Annotated in this window: 16 protein-coding genes; 4 read left to right on the top strand and 12 right to left on the bottom strand. The window is 52.9% G+C overall.

Features of this window, described 5'->3' with window-relative positions:
* Positions 1–17: 17 nt before the first annotated feature.
* The 8 genes from D9N13_RS17920 to htpG form a co-directional block, all read right to left on the bottom strand.
* The gene (locus D9N13_RS17920) at positions 18–872 is read right to left on the bottom strand and encodes an alpha/beta fold hydrolase (RefSeq protein ID WP_290592841.1); all 855 of its coding nucleotides are present in this window, start codon (positions 870–872) and stop codon (positions 18–20) included.
* On the bottom strand, positions 862–1668 hold the full coding sequence (locus D9N13_RS17915; RefSeq protein WP_290592839.1) for an alpha/beta fold hydrolase: 807 nt from the start codon (positions 1666–1668) through the stop codon (positions 862–864). Before D9N13_RS17915 ends, D9N13_RS17920 begins: the two co-directional genes overlap by 11 nt.
* Before the next feature lie 31 nt (positions 1669–1699).
* Positions 1700–3409 carry an AMP-binding protein gene (locus D9N13_RS17910; RefSeq protein WP_290592837.1) on the bottom strand — a complete coding sequence of 570 codons (1710 nt, stop codon included), beginning with the start codon at positions 3407–3409 and terminating at the stop codon, positions 1700–1702.
* Positions 3410–3505: 96 nt separating this feature from the next.
* The gene (gene sixA / locus D9N13_RS17905; protein ID WP_290592835.1) at positions 3506–3997 is read right to left on the bottom strand and encodes a phosphohistidine phosphatase SixA; all 492 of its coding nucleotides are present in this window, start codon (positions 3995–3997) and stop codon (positions 3506–3508) included.
* Positions 3994–4281, bottom strand: coding sequence for a DUF4389 domain-containing protein (locus D9N13_RS17900; RefSeq protein ID WP_290592833.1), 288 nt, complete (start codon positions 4279–4281; stop codon positions 3994–3996). Before D9N13_RS17900 ends, sixA begins: the two co-directional genes overlap by 4 nt.
* Positions 4282–4286: 5 nt before the next feature.
* Entirely contained in the window at positions 4287–5339 is a 1053-nt protein-coding gene (locus tag D9N13_RS17895) for an NAD(P)H-dependent glycerol-3-phosphate dehydrogenase (protein ID WP_290592831.1), read from the bottom strand.
* Positions 5340–5351: 12 nt separating this feature from the next.
* Positions 5352–5675: a hypothetical protein gene (locus D9N13_RS17890; protein ID WP_290592829.1), complete on the bottom strand. Its 324-nt coding sequence runs from the start codon at positions 5673–5675 to the stop codon at positions 5352–5354.
* Positions 5676–5787: 112 nt separating this feature from the next.
* The gene (gene htpG, locus D9N13_RS17885) at positions 5788–7701 is read right to left on the bottom strand and encodes a molecular chaperone HtpG (RefSeq protein ID WP_290592827.1); all 1914 of its coding nucleotides are present in this window, start codon (positions 7699–7701) and stop codon (positions 5788–5790) included.
* 168 nt (positions 7702–7869) lie between these two features.
* Here htpG and D9N13_RS17880 point away from each other — a divergent pair, with 168 nt between their 5' ends.
* From D9N13_RS17880 to D9N13_RS17870, 3 genes are read left to right on the top strand one after another with little or no spacing between them, the layout of a single operon-like run.
* A complete protein-coding gene (locus D9N13_RS17880; protein ID WP_290592825.1) occupies positions 7870–8697 on the top strand; it encodes a (Fe-S)-binding protein in 828 nt (275 codons plus the stop codon).
* Entirely contained in the window at positions 8694–10082 is a 1389-nt protein-coding gene (locus D9N13_RS17875) for a lactate utilization protein B (RefSeq protein WP_290592823.1), read from the top strand. The genes D9N13_RS17880 and D9N13_RS17875 overlap by 4 nt, the downstream gene beginning before the upstream one ends.
* The gene (locus tag D9N13_RS17870; RefSeq protein WP_290592821.1) at positions 10079–10705 is read left to right on the top strand and encodes a lactate utilization protein C; all 627 of its coding nucleotides are present in this window, start codon (positions 10079–10081) and stop codon (positions 10703–10705) included. Before D9N13_RS17875 ends, D9N13_RS17870 begins: the two co-directional genes overlap by 4 nt.
* Here the strand turns inward: D9N13_RS17870 and D9N13_RS17865 are convergent.
* From D9N13_RS17865 to D9N13_RS17850, 4 genes are all read right to left on the bottom strand, one after another.
* Positions 10695–11987, bottom strand: a complete 1293-nt coding sequence (locus D9N13_RS17865; protein WP_290592819.1) for a hypothetical protein — start codon at positions 11985–11987, stop codon at positions 10695–10697. The genes D9N13_RS17870 and D9N13_RS17865 overlap by 11 nt on opposite strands.
* A gap of 117 nt (positions 11988–12104) precedes the next feature.
* Positions 12105–12536: a PaaI family thioesterase gene (locus D9N13_RS17860; RefSeq protein WP_290592817.1), complete on the bottom strand. Its 432-nt coding sequence runs from the start codon at positions 12534–12536 to the stop codon at positions 12105–12107.
* Complete coding sequence (locus tag D9N13_RS17855) at positions 12533–13027, bottom strand: PaaI family thioesterase (RefSeq protein ID WP_290592815.1); 495 nt, start codon at positions 13025–13027, stop codon at positions 12533–12535. Before D9N13_RS17855 ends, D9N13_RS17860 begins: the two co-directional genes overlap by 4 nt.
* Positions 13024–13752 carry a DUF599 domain-containing protein gene (locus D9N13_RS17850; RefSeq protein WP_290592813.1) on the bottom strand — a complete coding sequence of 243 codons (729 nt, stop codon included), beginning with the start codon at positions 13750–13752 and terminating at the stop codon, positions 13024–13026. The genes D9N13_RS17855 and D9N13_RS17850 overlap by 4 nt, the downstream gene beginning before the upstream one ends.
* Positions 13753–13824: 72 nt before the next feature.
* Here D9N13_RS17850 and D9N13_RS17845 point away from each other — a divergent pair, with 72 nt between their 5' ends.
* On the top strand, positions 13825–14694 hold the full coding sequence (locus D9N13_RS17845; protein ID WP_290592811.1) for a DMT family transporter: 870 nt from the start codon (positions 13825–13827) through the stop codon (positions 14692–14694).
* Positions 14695–14786: the final 92 nt, after the last annotated feature.

The following is a 14786-nucleotide window of genomic DNA, read 5'->3' as shown; positions in this document are numbered from 1 at the left end:
AGGTTAAGCGTTGATTTCTATTGCGCCAGAAAACGCTCGATCATTTCAACCACGGGTTTAAAGGTTTCGGGCTCCAGATGAAGGTGATGATTGCCATCATACTCCGCCCACTCCAATTGAGGGACCAACTGGATCCTTTGGCTGATCACCGCATTACCCGTCAGAAAACTTTGCTTACCGGTCACCAACATTGCCGGCATGTTCAGCTCCTTCAGGTACGCCGATACCATGCCCTCGGTTAATCGAATTGCCGAAGACATCACCAGCCGTGGGTCGGAACGCCAGGTGAAGCCACCCGACACCGACATTAAACCCCGCGAGCACAAACTCTCCGCTGCCGCTCGGCTGATTCCCCCTATGCCTTTCATGCGGGCCTCAACCGCCTCATCACGGGTTTCATAGATGGGTTTACTCTTGGCTGCAGCCCGTTTCATATCGGAGACCGCCGAGCGCAGCACCCTGGGAGCTTCCTCGGCCTCGCTGGTGTTGCTACCAATGCCTTCGATCAATATCAACTTTTCAACCCGATCGGGGAAGGACCCTGCCAGCATAGTGGAAACGCCGGTGCCCATGGAGTGTCCCATCAAGGTAAAGCGCTCCAGATCAAGAGCATCCGCCAGGCCAATCACATCATCAACGTTGTCGATAAAATGGTAACGAACCCCTTCCGGCCGATGGGAGCTGAAGCCATGCCCCGCAAAATCCAATGCAATGATTCGATAATCCTTTAATCCGGGGGCCAGCCGATCATAGGTGGCCGCATTATCCAACCAACCGTGCAGGGCAATAATGGCCGGTTTATCCGCATCCCCCCACTGTTTAGCAGCCAACTCCCGGCCGGCCAGATTGATCCGAATCTCTTCAGTCAGCATGTTCTACACCCTGTATAAATTGTTGTATCAGTGAAACAGTAGCCTTCGGCTGTTGCAATGGAAACATATGTTGCCCGGGGATCATCTGCCGTTCCAGGTCAAAGTAATCGCAGAACGGAATCACGCATTGCTTGAGGGAAGCATCACTGCGGTCAGCATGGATTACCTTGATGGGAACACCTTCTGGCCGGCGGTAGGATTTCAGATTGACCGGAGTGTTGCGGAAAATTCCAACTTCAACATCAACATCGAAAGTCAGCTCCACCGCACCTTCATTGTGAGTTTCATTACCCGCCGCCACCGGCTTTACCACCACATCACTGAACGCTGCAAAGCACGCGGCGTCAAATTGAAACAGCTTTTTGGAGGCGAAATACTGCAACGCTTGTTCCCGGCTGGGCCAGGAACGGCGCCGGAACTTTGATTTGCCGGCGGGTGTCAGATCATCCGATCTGCCCAACAGTTTGGCAATTCTGAAGGCCCAGGCCAACTTACCCCACAACAGCGGCGGGTCCAGCATCAACACGCCTTTAAAACGCTCGGGCTGCTTGCAGGCTGCAATAAAGCTGATGACGGAACCCAATGAATGGCCAACTGCCAGCACCGGTTCGGTTGTCTGCTGAGCCAGAAAATCCAGTAGCTCATCAGCCAGGTACTGCCAACCCCCGGCATAGGGGTAGTCAGGGTTATGACCAAACTGAGGGTTATAGATCACCTGATGGGGAGCCAGAGCGGTAAAAAGCGGCTTGTAACTGGCAGCTGGAATACCATTGGCGTGAGCGAAATGTATCAACATACTATCTTCATCAGATCACACCTGTGACCTGCTATTCCCACTGAACTTTCTCTTTCGAGTCGTACCAGTTTTCAATCCGATCCTCATAGCGTGATTCCAGCACATTACGCTTAATCTTCAGGGTCGGTGTCATGATGCCATTTTCAATAGACCACTCGCCATTGGTTACCACAATGGTTTTCAGCTTTTCGTGGGGATCCAACGTCGCATTCACCTGCTCGTACAACTTGATCAAATCCTGGTGAATGGACTCTCGGCTTGCACCCTCCTGCAAGGCAGCCAGGTCTGATTCAGACAAGGCAACCAGGGCAATGGGTTGCGGCATGGCATTGCCCACTACGCAGACTTGCTCCACATGGGCGTCCGCCAGCAACTTGGATTCGATAGGAAAGGGAGCCACATACTTACCTTTGCTGGTCTTGAAAATCTCCTTAATGCGCCCGGTGATTTTCAGGCTGCCGTCCGGTTCGGTAACCCCCACGTCACCGGTATGCAGAAAACCCTCCTCATTCAAGGTTTCACGGGTTTTCTCCGGCTCTTTGTAATAGCCGATCATATTGGTTGGCGAACGAACCAGCACTTCACCACCCTCACCAATTTTTACTTCCACCGTCGGGTTAGCCTGCCCCACATACCCTACCCGGCCATTTCCCTGCCGTGTACTGTGAGAATAACCCATATTCTCCGTCATCCCGTACACTTCCAGAATTTCGATACCCAGTCGCTTGTACCAATCCAGCAGAGAACCGGAAATTGGCGCAGCACCACTGAAGCACAACCGTGCATCATTTAAACCAATGGCTTCTCTCAACTTCTTTTTTATGATTCCCGATACCAGCGGAATACGCAGCAGCAGATTCAGTTTACGTTCATCCATCTTGGAAAAAACCCCAGCCTGAAACTTTGCCCAAATCCTCGGTACCGCAAAAAAGATGGTGGGCCGCGCACGTTGCAAGTCAGAGGCAAAGGTATCCAGCGATTCAGCGAAAAACACATGCATGCCCTGATACAGTTGCATCATCTCCACAACCATTCGCTCAGCAACGTGAGATAGCGGCAAGTAGGACAAGGCACGGTCATCCGGTGACGCCTCATAGATATTGGCAGCCTGACTGGCACCGGACGCAATACTGTTAAAGGTGTGCATTACACCTTTTGGCATACCGGTTGTGCCGGAGGTATAGATAATGGTGGCCAGCTCGGTGTGGCTCCGCGAGGGGCTGGCCTGCATTGGCTCAGATGATTCGACGATTTCATTCCAGGTGGGAAAGGCATTGTCCGGGCTTAAGGGAAAGCTGATGCAGGATACGTCATCGGGAACACCCGCGGCCATTGCGGGCCAGTCATCCAGCTTACCGACAAAAAGGTACTTTGATTCACTGTGCTCCAGAATCTGGCGAACGCTGTCGGCGGTCAGTGTTGGATAAAGCGGTACGGAAACCGCACCCGCCATCCATATTGCCAGATCAGCCATCACCCAGTGAGCACAGTTCTTTGATACCAGCGCAACGTTATCGCCTGGTTTTACCCCTATCTTCTGCAGATAGGAGGCCATTGCCCTCACCTGTTGTCCGGCCTCGTGCCAGGTGATGTCAACCACCACCCCATCGCCCATCGGCTGCGTGAAACAAATTTTGGTAGGGGTGTGTTTCTCCCAGTGATAAAACCGCTCCAGGGGAAGCGGAATCCCGGTGTTGATTTTCACCTCGCGTGTGGGCTGAACTTTTGCGGAAGCGCTCATGGCCTTGTACTCTTTGTTTTTATTTCACAGATATTGGGAAGGTTAAGCGTAGAACTATGGCCGATCGCCCCATAAAGTTCAACTGATTGAAATGGCCTAAATTCCCGGTGTTTTATACCATTCCAGAATCATGGAGCCGGAAGCAAAAACATCACCCTGCAGACAGGCGATGGATGCAGTCGCCATGCCGATGGAAGGTTGTGCATGGCCTTCGGTGAGTACACTCAACAACAGGGACACCAGCGGGTTGTGACTAACCAACAGCAAAGGCCCCTGCGCCTGGTCAGCGCTTTCCTGATACCGTGACAGCAACGCCAGCACTGCCATTGGGTGGTCATCTGGGGTAATACCCTCCACAGTTTCCACCAGCGGATTACACCCGTGCTGCGTAAGACCGGCCACCACCGCATCTTTGGTTTGCTGCGCCCGCAAATAGGGGCTTACCCAAATCAAGCCCGGTGGTTCCGCCAATAGCGTATCAACCATGCTCTCTGCTTCCGCTATACCCCGTTCAGACAGGGGCCGCTCAGCATCTGTGTTGGCACGGCTCACTGCATCGCCATGGCGCATCACATATACCGTACTCACGGTTTTTTCTCGTTTACCGTAGGCCACTCATTGAATGGGTAGGGTTTGACATCGGATTTCATGGAAATGTAATCAACGATCTGCGCCATGTAACGGCCAAAGCTGGCGCCGAAGCGCTTCAATTCATCCTGGGGTTGCCCCGACAATAAACGCACCGCCACCTGTATCGCGCCCAAGCCGATCAACACATACCCAGCCAAGACGAAAACCAGATAAAACAGAATCATGTAAAGGGCCGTCAAAAACAGCGAATCTTTTTCCTGCGGCTGCGAATCCTGACTCATCGTTTTTACCCTCTCTTTAAATTAGCCAGCTTGTCCGGCCCTGGTAATACAAATTCCACATCGGTATTCTGTTCACCCAACATCAGTTTCTGGATAACATCCTTTAGTTCTTTTTCCTCGAACAAAATCTCATATAGACCATGCACTAACGGCATATAGACTTCCAGTTCTTCAGACTTTCCCTTGACCAGACGGATGGTATTGACCCCTTCTGCGGTGCCCCCCAGATTATCGAGAATCTCATCCAAAGCCCGGCCCTGGGCCAATGCGTGGCCCACCTGATAATTTCGACTTAAAGGCGAAGTACAGGTTACGTACAAGTCACCGACCCCCGCCAGCCCCAGAAAGGTCATGGGATTACCGCCTAATCGGGCCGCAAAGCGGCTCATCTCGGCAAGGCTGCGGGTAATCAGCATACTCTTGGTGTTTTCACCCATCCCCATGGCAGCCGCCATGCCGGAGGCGATGGCATAGATATTTTTTAAGGCGCCCCCCAGTTCAACACCAAAGCGATCGCTATTGGCATAGACACGGAAATAATTGCAGGACAAGGTGTCCTGAACAGTCTGTCTTACCACGCCGTATTCACTGGCAATGACCGACCCGGTCAGGGTGCGCTCGGCAATTTCCTTGGCCAGATTGGGCCCGCTCAATACGCCGATTTTGGAACAGGGGGTGCAATCTTCCAGAATCTGGCTCATCAATCGAAAGCCATCCATCTCGATACCCTTGGTGGTGCTGACCAGCATCTTGCTGTCATCCAGCCACTGCGCAGCCTGAGTCACCACTTGCTTAAACGCTTTACTGGGAATGGCCACAAACAACAGATCGGAACTGGAGACCGCATCTTGCAGGCTGGTGGTGGGTTGTATCGAGGGGTTTAGTTTTTTGCCGGGCAGGTACTGCGTGTTTTCATTTTGAGTGGCGATGTTGCGTACGGTCTCGGCGTTACGCATCCACAGCATGACCCGGTGCCCGTTGTCGGCCAGGATATTGGCAATGGAGGTGCCGAAGCTCCCGCCACCCAACACGGCAACTTGCTTCACTTCGGTTGTCATTCAGTTATCCAACTAAGAGAGAATCCAACGCTTAAGCCCGTATTCGGAATACAGGAATTCCTTGGTTCCGGTGGGGCCAGACATTTCCAATTTGACAGGGCCTTCATTCGATTCAACGATCAACGACATTCTCATGAAGGGGTTCGTTACACGTTCAACCTGCATTAATTGCGCTGCAGGCTCAACCGATTCGGGCACTCGGCCAAACACCAGAACATACCCCTCCTCCGTTTCCTGAACCGCTTTGATATGGTCCAGTACCAACGACAGTAGGGCTTCGCGAATCTCCTCTGCTGCCTCCCGGGTGAACGGGTAAGTTATTGAATAATCGACCACGTTGCCTCCCAAATTTCCTGAACATCATTTCTATGATAACAGGCCTGCAGGCAGATGGAATGGCGAAATGAAATAAATGACACCGGCATTACTGCCGGTGTCAGCTTGATTTTTAACCAAGCGCTTCCATCAACAGCTTGTTGATCCGCTTGACATACTCGGCCGGATCCTCCAAAGAGCGACCTTCCGACAATGCTGCCTGATCAAAGACAATTTGCGCCAACTCCTCAAACCGATCTTCCTGTAGCTCGCCATTCAGACGCTCCATCAGCGGGTGGGCAGGGTTAATCTCCATGGTGGGCTTGCTTTCCGGCATTTTCTGACCCGCCGCCTCCATAATCTGGCGCATCTGTGCCCCCATATCGTAGGCACCCACCACCAGGCAGGCAGGGGAATCAGTAAGACGATGGGAAACCTTCACCTCTGAAACCTTGGCGGTCAACACCTCCTGCAACCGCTTCACCAGATCTTCCGAGGTTTTCTCGACTTCTTCCTGTTGCTTTTTATCTTCCTCGGTTTCAATGTCCCCCAGGTCCAGATCACCTTTGGCGATATTGATGAAGCTCTTGCCCTTGTAATCAAACAGTTGCCCCATCATCCACTCGTCAATGCGGTCATACATCAACACCACTTCAACCCCTTTCTTGCGGAAGATTTCAAGGTGCGGACTGTTGGCGGCCGCGTTGTAGTTCTCTGCGGTGATGTAGTAGATCTTGTCCTGCCCTTCCTTCATGCGCTCGATGTAATCATCCAGCGACACCACCTGCTCCGCTGTACCCGTGTATGTGGTGGCAAAACGGAACAAACCGGCAATCTTTTCCTTGTTGGCATAATCCTCTGCCGGCCCCTCTTTCAGAACCTGGCCAAACTGCTTCCAGAACTCCTTGTAGTCTTCCGGCTCCAGCTTTCTGATCATATCCAGGGAACGCTTGGTGAGCGCATTCTTGATGCTCTCCACAGTCTTATTGGACTGCAGAATTTCCCGCGACACGTTCAAAGGCAGATCATTGGAATCCAACACACCCTTCATGAAACGCAGGTACATGGGCATGAACTGATCCGCGTCATCCATAATAAATACACGCTGAACGTAGAGTTTTAACCCCCGGGAAGCTTCACGTTGATACAAGTCAAACGGTGCCCGCTTGGGTACATACAGCAGCGACGTGTACTCCTGCTTACCTTCTACACGGTTGTGGCTCCAGGCCAGCGGCTCTTCGAAGTCGTGGGAAATGTGCTTGTAGAATTCCTTGTATTCGTCGTCGCCGATTTCATTGCGGGAACGGGTCCACAGAGCTGTAGCCTTGTTGACCACCTCGTATTCGGGGGCTTTGTCTTCCGTTTTTTCCTCTTCGGATTCATCGCTGGAAGGCAACTCATTCTTGACCATTTCAATGGGCAGAGATATATGGTCAGAGTATTTCGAGACGATGCTGCGCAGCCTCCAGCCGTCGGCGAACTCTTCTTCCCCTTCGCGCAGATGCAATACAATGGACGTGCCACGGCCTTCCCGGTTCACCTGCTCTACCGTAAAATCACCTTCGCCTTCTGATACCCAGTGCACACCGTTTTCAGCGGGTTCACCGGCTTTGCGGGTGAACACCTCCACCTTGTCTGCCACCACAAAGGCAGAATAAAACCCCACGCCAAACTGGCCGATCAATTGGGAATCCTGCTTTTGATCTCCGGTGAGGTTTTTCAGAAATTCACTGGTTCCGGACTTGGCAATGGTACCCAGGTGGCTGATGACGTCATCCCGGTTCATCCCGATTCCATTATCGGTAATGGTGATGGTTTTGTTATCCTCATCGAACTCGATGCGAATTTTGAGATCACCATCGCCTTCCATGATGTCGGCTTGGGACAGGCTGAGGAATCGGAGCTTGTCGGCAGCGTCAGAAGCATTGGATATCAGCTCCCGCAGAAAGATCTCCTTGTTGCTGTACAAAGAGTGGATCATCAGATGTAACAGCTGTTTTACTTCGGCCTGGAAGCCAAGGGTTTCTTTGTTGGCATCGACTGTCATGGTTGTAACGCGCTCCTCATAACGGTATAGATAAAGCGGCTTGACGCCGCATTGTGGAGAATAGAAATAAACACTCAGGCTAAATGGGGGCTCAAGCGGTGATATCAAGCCCCATGCCGCAAATTTTTACTCATATGCCACCGCCTATAGGTCTTAAAAAACAACGAGATGCAAGACAGTACCCCCAACAAAACCAAATCGGATAAGGCTGCTCCCAGAGTGGCCCTCTATGTCACCTGTCTGGTCAACACACTACGGCCGCAGATTGGCTTCGCCTGCGTACAACTGATAGAGCGCATGGGTTTTCGGGTGGAGGTACCCGCCACTCAGACCTGCTGCGGCCAGCCCGGCTACAACGGCGGGCTCCGGCAGCAGGCCATGGCAATAGCCAGACAGCAGATTGCCCTGCTGGAGCCTTTCGACCATGTGGTGGTTCCCTCTGGTTCCTGCGCCGGGATGATGATTAACCACTATCCTGAGTTGCTCAAACAAGACCTCAGTTGGTTGCAGCGGTCCCAGGCACTGGCCGGCAAAACACTGGAGCTTGCGCAGTTTCTGGATCAGCATCACTGGGAACCCGACTCACCACCGCCGCAGCACCATCGCAGAACCTGGGCACACCACACCAGCTGTTCCTGCCGCCGGGAAACCCGATCCCACCAATGCGCTGAATCGATGCTGCAACTCGCCGGCTATGAACTGGCTGAACTCCAGGATCAAGCGGTCTGTTGCGGATTCGGCGGCAGCTTTGCCGCAAAATTTGATGCACTGTCCAGCAGGATGGGGCGCAACAAACTCAACCAAGTGGCAGATTGTAAGGCCACCGGCGTGGTATCCGCTGATCTGGGCTGCCTGCTGCACCTGGAATCATTGGCAGGGATGACAGGATTGTCGGGATTGGCAGAGAAAGGCACTCAGGATTTTCTGCATGTAGCAGAGCTGCTGGCTGCCTGCCAAGAACCACAACAATCAAGCAGCGATGTGCCGACATCATGAAGGGCCCAACACCGGATTCGTTTAGGGCCAATGCCGAACACGCGCTGCAGGACGCCACACTGCAGCACGCGTTGGGACGCGCACAAAGTGGATTCGTGGCTAAACGCGCCCACGCCATTGCCATGGTGGATGATTTTGAACAACTGAAGCAACGCGCTCAGGCCGCCAAATCGCGTGCCCTTGCCAACCTTGCGCCCCTTTTAGAGCAATTCGAAGCCAGCGTGGTGGCCTCCGGCGGCCAGGTTCATTGGGCATCCACAACCGGCGAGTTGAATCAACAGGTGATTGATATCTGCAACGGGGTCGGGGCGCACCGCATTATCAAAGGCAAATCCATGATCGGCGAAGAAGCCGGCCTAAACGCGGCCATGGAGCACGCCGGATTCGAGCTGGTTGAAAGTGATCTGGGTGAGTACATCATCCAGCTGGCGCAAGAGCCACCAAGTCATATTATCGCCCCCGCCATTCATAAAACCCGGCAGCAGGTAGCGGAGCTGTTTAAGCAATTCCATGAGCTGGGTGATCGCGGCCTGACACAGATTTCCGATCTGGTAAACGAAGCCAGGCAGGTTTTGCGCAGTGCTTTTCTTACTGCCGATGTGGGAATCACCGGGGCTAATTTATTGATCGCCGAGAACGGCTCCATCTGCATTGTGACCAATGAGGGTAATGGAGATTTGAGCGCCAGCCTGCCTGCTGTGCATATCGTTGTGGCCAGTATCGAAAAGGTGGTGGCAACCATGGACGATGCCTCGGATATCCTGGAGGTGCTGGCTCGCAGTGCCACCGGCCAGCATATGAGTGCCTACACCAGCTTTTTTAATGGCCCAAAACGCGAGGCAGATGCCGGTGGGCCGAAACAATTCCATATTGTGTTGTTGGACAATGGGCGCAGCGATCTATTGGGTGGCCCGTTTGAATCCATACTCAGCTGCATAAAATGCGGTGCCTGCCTCAATCACTGCCCGGTGTACACCAACGTGGGCGGCCATGCCTACGGTTGGGTGTATCCAGGCCCCATGGGCTCCGTTCTCACTCCATTATTACAGGGCCTTAAGGCCACCACCCCACTTCCCAACGCGTCCACGTTTTGTGGCCGCTGCGAGGCGGTCTGCCCCATGGGAATCCCCCTGCCCCAAATGCTGAGAACGCTGCGGGAACAGCAGCATGACATGGCCCTTGATAACCTGCCCTGGCGTGCAGGCTTGGGTTTCTACAGCTGGCTGTCGCTCCACCCCAGGCTGTTCAACCGGTTTGCCAGATGGATACGCATGGGACTGAAAATAACACCAAGATGGCTCTGGCCAAGGCACCGGCAAGCGGTTCAACCCCAGGGAACAACCACATTCCTGGCACAGTGGCAACACCGGAAAACGAAAACATGAGCAATAGTGACCGAGCCAGATCCCAGATATTGAACACCCTCAAGCGCCAGGCCAAACCGATGGCCGTTGACCAGCCTGCCCTGCAAGTCGAATTGCAGTGGGGCCAGCAGGAAAGCTTTCAAAACCAGCTGAAAAGCAACGGAGCGGACTGCGAAAGGGTAGCAGATTCGGTGGCAGCGCTGGCGGCAGTGGATGCGCTTATCAAGCGCAATGGCTGGCATCCGTTGCCGGTCATCGCGCCCGGCCTGCTGCAAAAAGTGCAGCTTGCAAACAGGTGGGATTCAATCCATACGGAGGTTACAGAAGCAGGCACTGTCGCTGTCTCTGAAGCCTATTGCGGCATTGCAGATACTGGTAGCCTAGTGTGCCTGTCATCGCCGGATAACCCCACCTCGCTCAATTTTCTGGCGGAACATCATGTTGTGTTTTTACCCGGACATCGCATCGTAGCGGGTAAACGCGATGTCTGGAAACTGATGCAGGCTGAGGGTATTCATACACCAAGGGCCATCAACCTCATCAGTGGACCATCACGCACCGCAGACATCGAACAAACCATACAGCTGGGTGCCCATGGGCCCCGCAGCTTGACTGTGTTTCTTCTGGACCAGCTTAATCCTTGAGCCGCACCGCCTTAACCTCCCGGCGCCGAACCATCATGGCCACCTCTCCGGCATCAAGATACCGCACCAATGACACATTGTAGCGATCCACTGAATCCACCAGCCCTTCACGCACCTTGCCATCATGGGTAATCAATTCAACATTGCGCCCGATCAGCTCATCCAGATCTTTTTCGCCGAAGGTTTCCAGCACCGCTAACATGGGCTCCTGCTTGATAGATGCCGGAGGTGCCTTTTGAATGGTTTGCAAAGCACCAATCAGTTCGCGTACCGGAGAACGCTCAACCACCCATTCTTTTTCGTTTTTGTACAATTGGATCCTGATATCGTGGACACTGCCATCCACCATTACCAATTGAACATCAGTATGACCAGTGAAGGTTTCCAGACTGGTTTGATAGAAGGTGTCATCAAAGCCAATGACTTTGTCCAGTGACGTACCCAGGTTGTTGATTAGATACTGCCGGGCAATGTATTCGATGGTATCGTTTGAATCGTAGGAACGGACCACGTCATCGAATTCCCATATCACATCTTTGGTGGATGCAGTGAAATTTCCCGCAAGAAAGCCATTGCGACCATCCGGTAATTTAAGCAGGATCTCGCCCTGGTACCGATTGTCAGAAACACGGTCCAGATACAGTTCCATCCAATAATCCCGTTCGAAAGATTGAACTGATGGTAACGCTGATTGGGGCCGGTATTGGAGCACATGCACCAATGGAAAGTTGTCCGAATCCGGAGTTAAATCAAGCATCAGGTTTCCGCTGCCTGCAACATCAAAGTCCTGTAACTCGATGGCAATTTCAAGAATCTCATCCTTGCCAAGTTGCTTGAAGCGCAACATGCCATCGGCAAAAACCACTTGCTCAAACCGATAGTCGGCACCCAGGTAGCGACCATAGCCTATGCCCGTTGCGCGCACCCTGCGTTTTATATCGTAATCCGAAGCATAGGTTTCCGAGGACAGTAACAGCGGTGACTGGGCGTAAGCCGGGGCAACATAATCCCGAACAGCGGATAGTGGGTGCCCATCAAACAGAAACGGATTGCTCCTGATAAACAAAGCGCCGAACAACAACACGGCAATCAGGGACACCCCATGCAGCACACCCTGCACCTGTGTGGCATGCCAGCGTGCCCCATAGAACGGTATCCAGCTAGCGGGAAACAGGGTACACGCCAGCCCCCAGGATAAAGATTCCCCAAACGCAAGCCTCAAGCAATTGATGGTCAACGCCCCAAACACCAAAAGGGAGACACCAAGTAAGACTGTTTCCATGATTGTTTCCAGTGTTGCTCCTATTCAACCAGAGCGACTATTTACTATTTAATTATTGTTTTTGTCAGTGCCCCTAAAACTGAACACTTTTAGTACAGCTCCTACATTAACCAAGTGTTACGACAGTAGCAAGTGCGCTCTTGCCGTGGCCACCGGCTCCTCTTTTTTGGCCTGCCACACCACCACCGATACGTTTGCAATGCGGCGCCCCATGCGCAGCACTTTGCACTCGGCAAAACTGTCCCTAAACAGGCCGGCACTCAGGTAATCGATTGATAAATCGACCACTTTTGGGAAGGTTGGGGTTTCCATCATCATCAGCAGGTGCAACTGGGCAGACTGTTCAATAAAGCCCCCCAAGACCCCGCCATGGATGGCCGGTAACGTTGGATTGCCTATGTTCGAGTGGTTGGCGGGCAAGGTGAAGATCACCTCATCCCCTGCTTTCATACAGCCCATACCAATGGTACAGGCATAGGGAATGGCGCTCACCAGGGAGGCATAGTCGTTGGTTTCCCGGCACCGGTGCACGATATCCTTGATGCTCATGAGGCCGCCTCCGCCCCTGGGCCGGCCTGCCAGGGTACTTTACTGAGCCCCATGCGCATAAAGTTGGCAACACAGTGGGCAATGGGTTGATCCCGGCTGTCCTGATAGGCGACGCCACGGGCAAACACCACGCTTCTGGTTTTTCTGTAGGCGGTCACATAGGCGAACACATCGCGGGGAGGTTCTGCCGGTCGCATATAATCAATCCTCAAATCTATGGTTGGGGTAATGTCAAAATCAGGCGACATTGCCTGTGCGACAGCCAGTCCGCAGGCCTGATCCATCAAACTGGTAATGGCTCCACCATGAATGACCCCGGTATCCGGGTTCCCAATGATTTTGTCTGAGTATGGCAGGCGCACAATCAGGCCTTCCGGTGTAATCTCTTCCAGGGTCATACCCAGCACCATGCTGTGTTTGACACCGTTAAGAAACATATTCAAACCATCTTCCAGCGCCAAAGGTTGGGCTGGCGCTTTATCATCGCTCATGGAGACTCTCCACCAAATGTGGCTCTGTTAACCCGAATCAAAGCCTTAAGTGCATTAGAATGAAATTCCCGCCGATACAGCACACCCACCACCCAGGCAGAGGTTGCCATAAAAATCCAGGGGTTTATAAACCATAGCAGGAATGCCAGGCCGAAATAGTAAGAGCGCAACCCCAGATTGAACGCGTAGGCGGCCCGCGAAATGACGCTGCCTGCGCCGAGCGTGAACTCGCCATGATCTGACATCCGATCCGATGATTTTGCCGGTGCCATCCCGATCACAACGGAGGCAAACCCATACTGCCTCAGTGCCCAACTAAACTTGAAAAATGCGTAAACAAAAATGCCCATCAGTAAAAACAGCTTCAGCTCCCAGGCTGCCTTGGACGCGCTCACCGCAAAGGGAAGCTCTTCAGCCAATGAAATCACTCTGTCCGTCGCACCCAGCACAGTCAGAATACCGGCCAGAATGATTAGGGTGGAAGAGGCAAAGAAAGAGACGTTGCGCTCCAGATTGGCAATCAGAGAGGCATCGGCCACTCTGTTTTCCCGCTCCAGCATCTCGGTCATCCAACGGCAACGCTGCTGGTGCAGCACGCTGGACAGGCAATTCTTGCTTCGTGCCTTGCGCTCTGAATACTGGGTATAACCAACCCAACAAAAAAGAAACCAGCTGAATGCCAGCGCATCAACATAAACGAGATCTAAAATAGCAAGGTTTTGCAAGGAAGCATGCCCACTCTAGTACAATTTTTTGTAATAATAGCAAATATTTAGAGCAAAAATTCAAGGATTATCGTGCCCGGGCGTCAAACCAATATCCGTACCGCAGCCGTGTTCGCCCTGCTCACTTCATTGGTTGCCAGCATGGCCGCAGCCGCCACCAAGTACCTCACGGCATTAATCGACGCCAGTGTGGTTGTGTGCATTCAATACCTCATTTGCCTGCTGACATTAACCCCCTGGATTATCCAATCTGGCGTCAAGGGCATTGCCACAAAGGTCCCCAGGGCGCACCTGATCCGGGGGCTGGCGGGCTGGGCCTGTTTCTATACCTACTATGTCGCCATCAGCAAAATACCCCTGATGGATGCTTCACTGCTGCGTAACACAGCTCCGCTTTGCGTGCCTTTCTTTGGCTTTCTGCTGTTTCGCAACCGCATCGGAGTGCTGGGTATTGTGGGAATCCTGGTGGGATTTGCCGGCGTGATGTTCATCCTTAAACCGGAAGGCGCCAGTATCAGCCTGTGGCACGGAGTTGGCTTCCTTTCCGGTGTAACACTGGCATTGTCAATGATTTATACCCGGGAGCTGGCCCATACGGAACCTTCCAACCGCATCCTGTTCTACTACTTTCTGATTTCTCTTCTGCTCAGCATTCCCCTCGCCCTGTATAAAGCCGAGCCTATACCATTCACCGCACTGCCCCCACTGCTGTTTGTTGGGCTCTCAATTTTCATCACCATGAAGTTATACAACCATGCCTATGCCAACGCCCCGGCCAGCACCATCGCCCCCCTAACCTATTTCGGTGTTATATTTGCTGGTGTGTTCGGCTGGCTGTTCTGGGATCAGATTCCCGATGCCAAGAGCCTGGTTGGTATGCTGTTGATCGTAACCGGAGGCATCATGGCGATTCTGGCAAGGCCGTTTCACCCGGAGCGTTGAACCAGGTACGAGCCTTGCCTGCGCCCCTATGAATTAGCACTTCACATTCATCGCATTTGTGGTACCATGGTACCACTAACAACAAAAACAAA

This window comes from Ketobacter sp. GenoA1 (assembly GCF_003671475.1).
Taxonomy (GTDB): Bacteria; Pseudomonadota; Gammaproteobacteria; order Pseudomonadales; family Ketobacteraceae; genus Ketobacter.
Note: the sequence above shows the minus strand (reverse complement) of the source record. Positions and strands in the feature narration are given on the sequence as shown.

Coding starts and splice junctions, on each gene's coding strand:
- D9N13_RS17920 (WP_290592841.1), bottom strand. CDS start 872: ATGCTGACTGAAGAGATTCGGATCAATCTGGCCGGCCGGGAGTTGGCT.
- D9N13_RS17915 (WP_290592839.1), bottom strand. CDS start 1,668: ATGTTGATACATTTCGCTCACGCCAATGGTATTCCAGCTGCCAGTTAC.
- D9N13_RS17910 (WP_290592837.1), bottom strand. CDS start 3,409: ATGAGCGCTTCCGCAAAAGTTCAGCCCACACGCGAGGTGAAAATCAAC.
- D9N13_RS17900 (WP_290592833.1), bottom strand. CDS start 4,281: ATGAGTCAGGATTCGCAGCCGCAGGAAAAAGATTCGCTGTTTTTGACG.
- D9N13_RS17895 (WP_290592831.1), bottom strand. CDS start 5,339: ATGACAACCGAAGTGAAGCAAGTTGCCGTGTTGGGTGGCGGGAGCTTC.
- htpG (WP_290592827.1), bottom strand. CDS start 7,701: ATGACAGTCGATGCCAACAAAGAAACCCTTGGCTTCCAGGCCGAAGTA.
- D9N13_RS17880 (WP_290592825.1), top strand. CDS start 7,870: ATGCAAGACAGTACCCCCAACAAAACCAAATCGGATAAGGCTGCTCCC.
- D9N13_RS17875 (WP_290592823.1), top strand. CDS start 8,694: ATGAAGGGCCCAACACCGGATTCGTTTAGGGCCAATGCCGAACACGCG.
- D9N13_RS17870 (WP_290592821.1), top strand. CDS start 10,079: ATGAGCAATAGTGACCGAGCCAGATCCCAGATATTGAACACCCTCAAG.
- D9N13_RS17865 (WP_290592819.1), bottom strand. CDS start 11,987: ATGGAAACAGTCTTACTTGGTGTCTCCCTTTTGGTGTTTGGGGCGTTG.
- D9N13_RS17860 (WP_290592817.1), bottom strand. CDS start 12,536: ATGAGCATCAAGGATATCGTGCACCGGTGCCGGGAAACCAACGACTAT.
- D9N13_RS17855 (WP_290592815.1), bottom strand. CDS start 13,027: ATGAGCGATGATAAAGCGCCAGCCCAACCTTTGGCGCTGGAAGATGGT.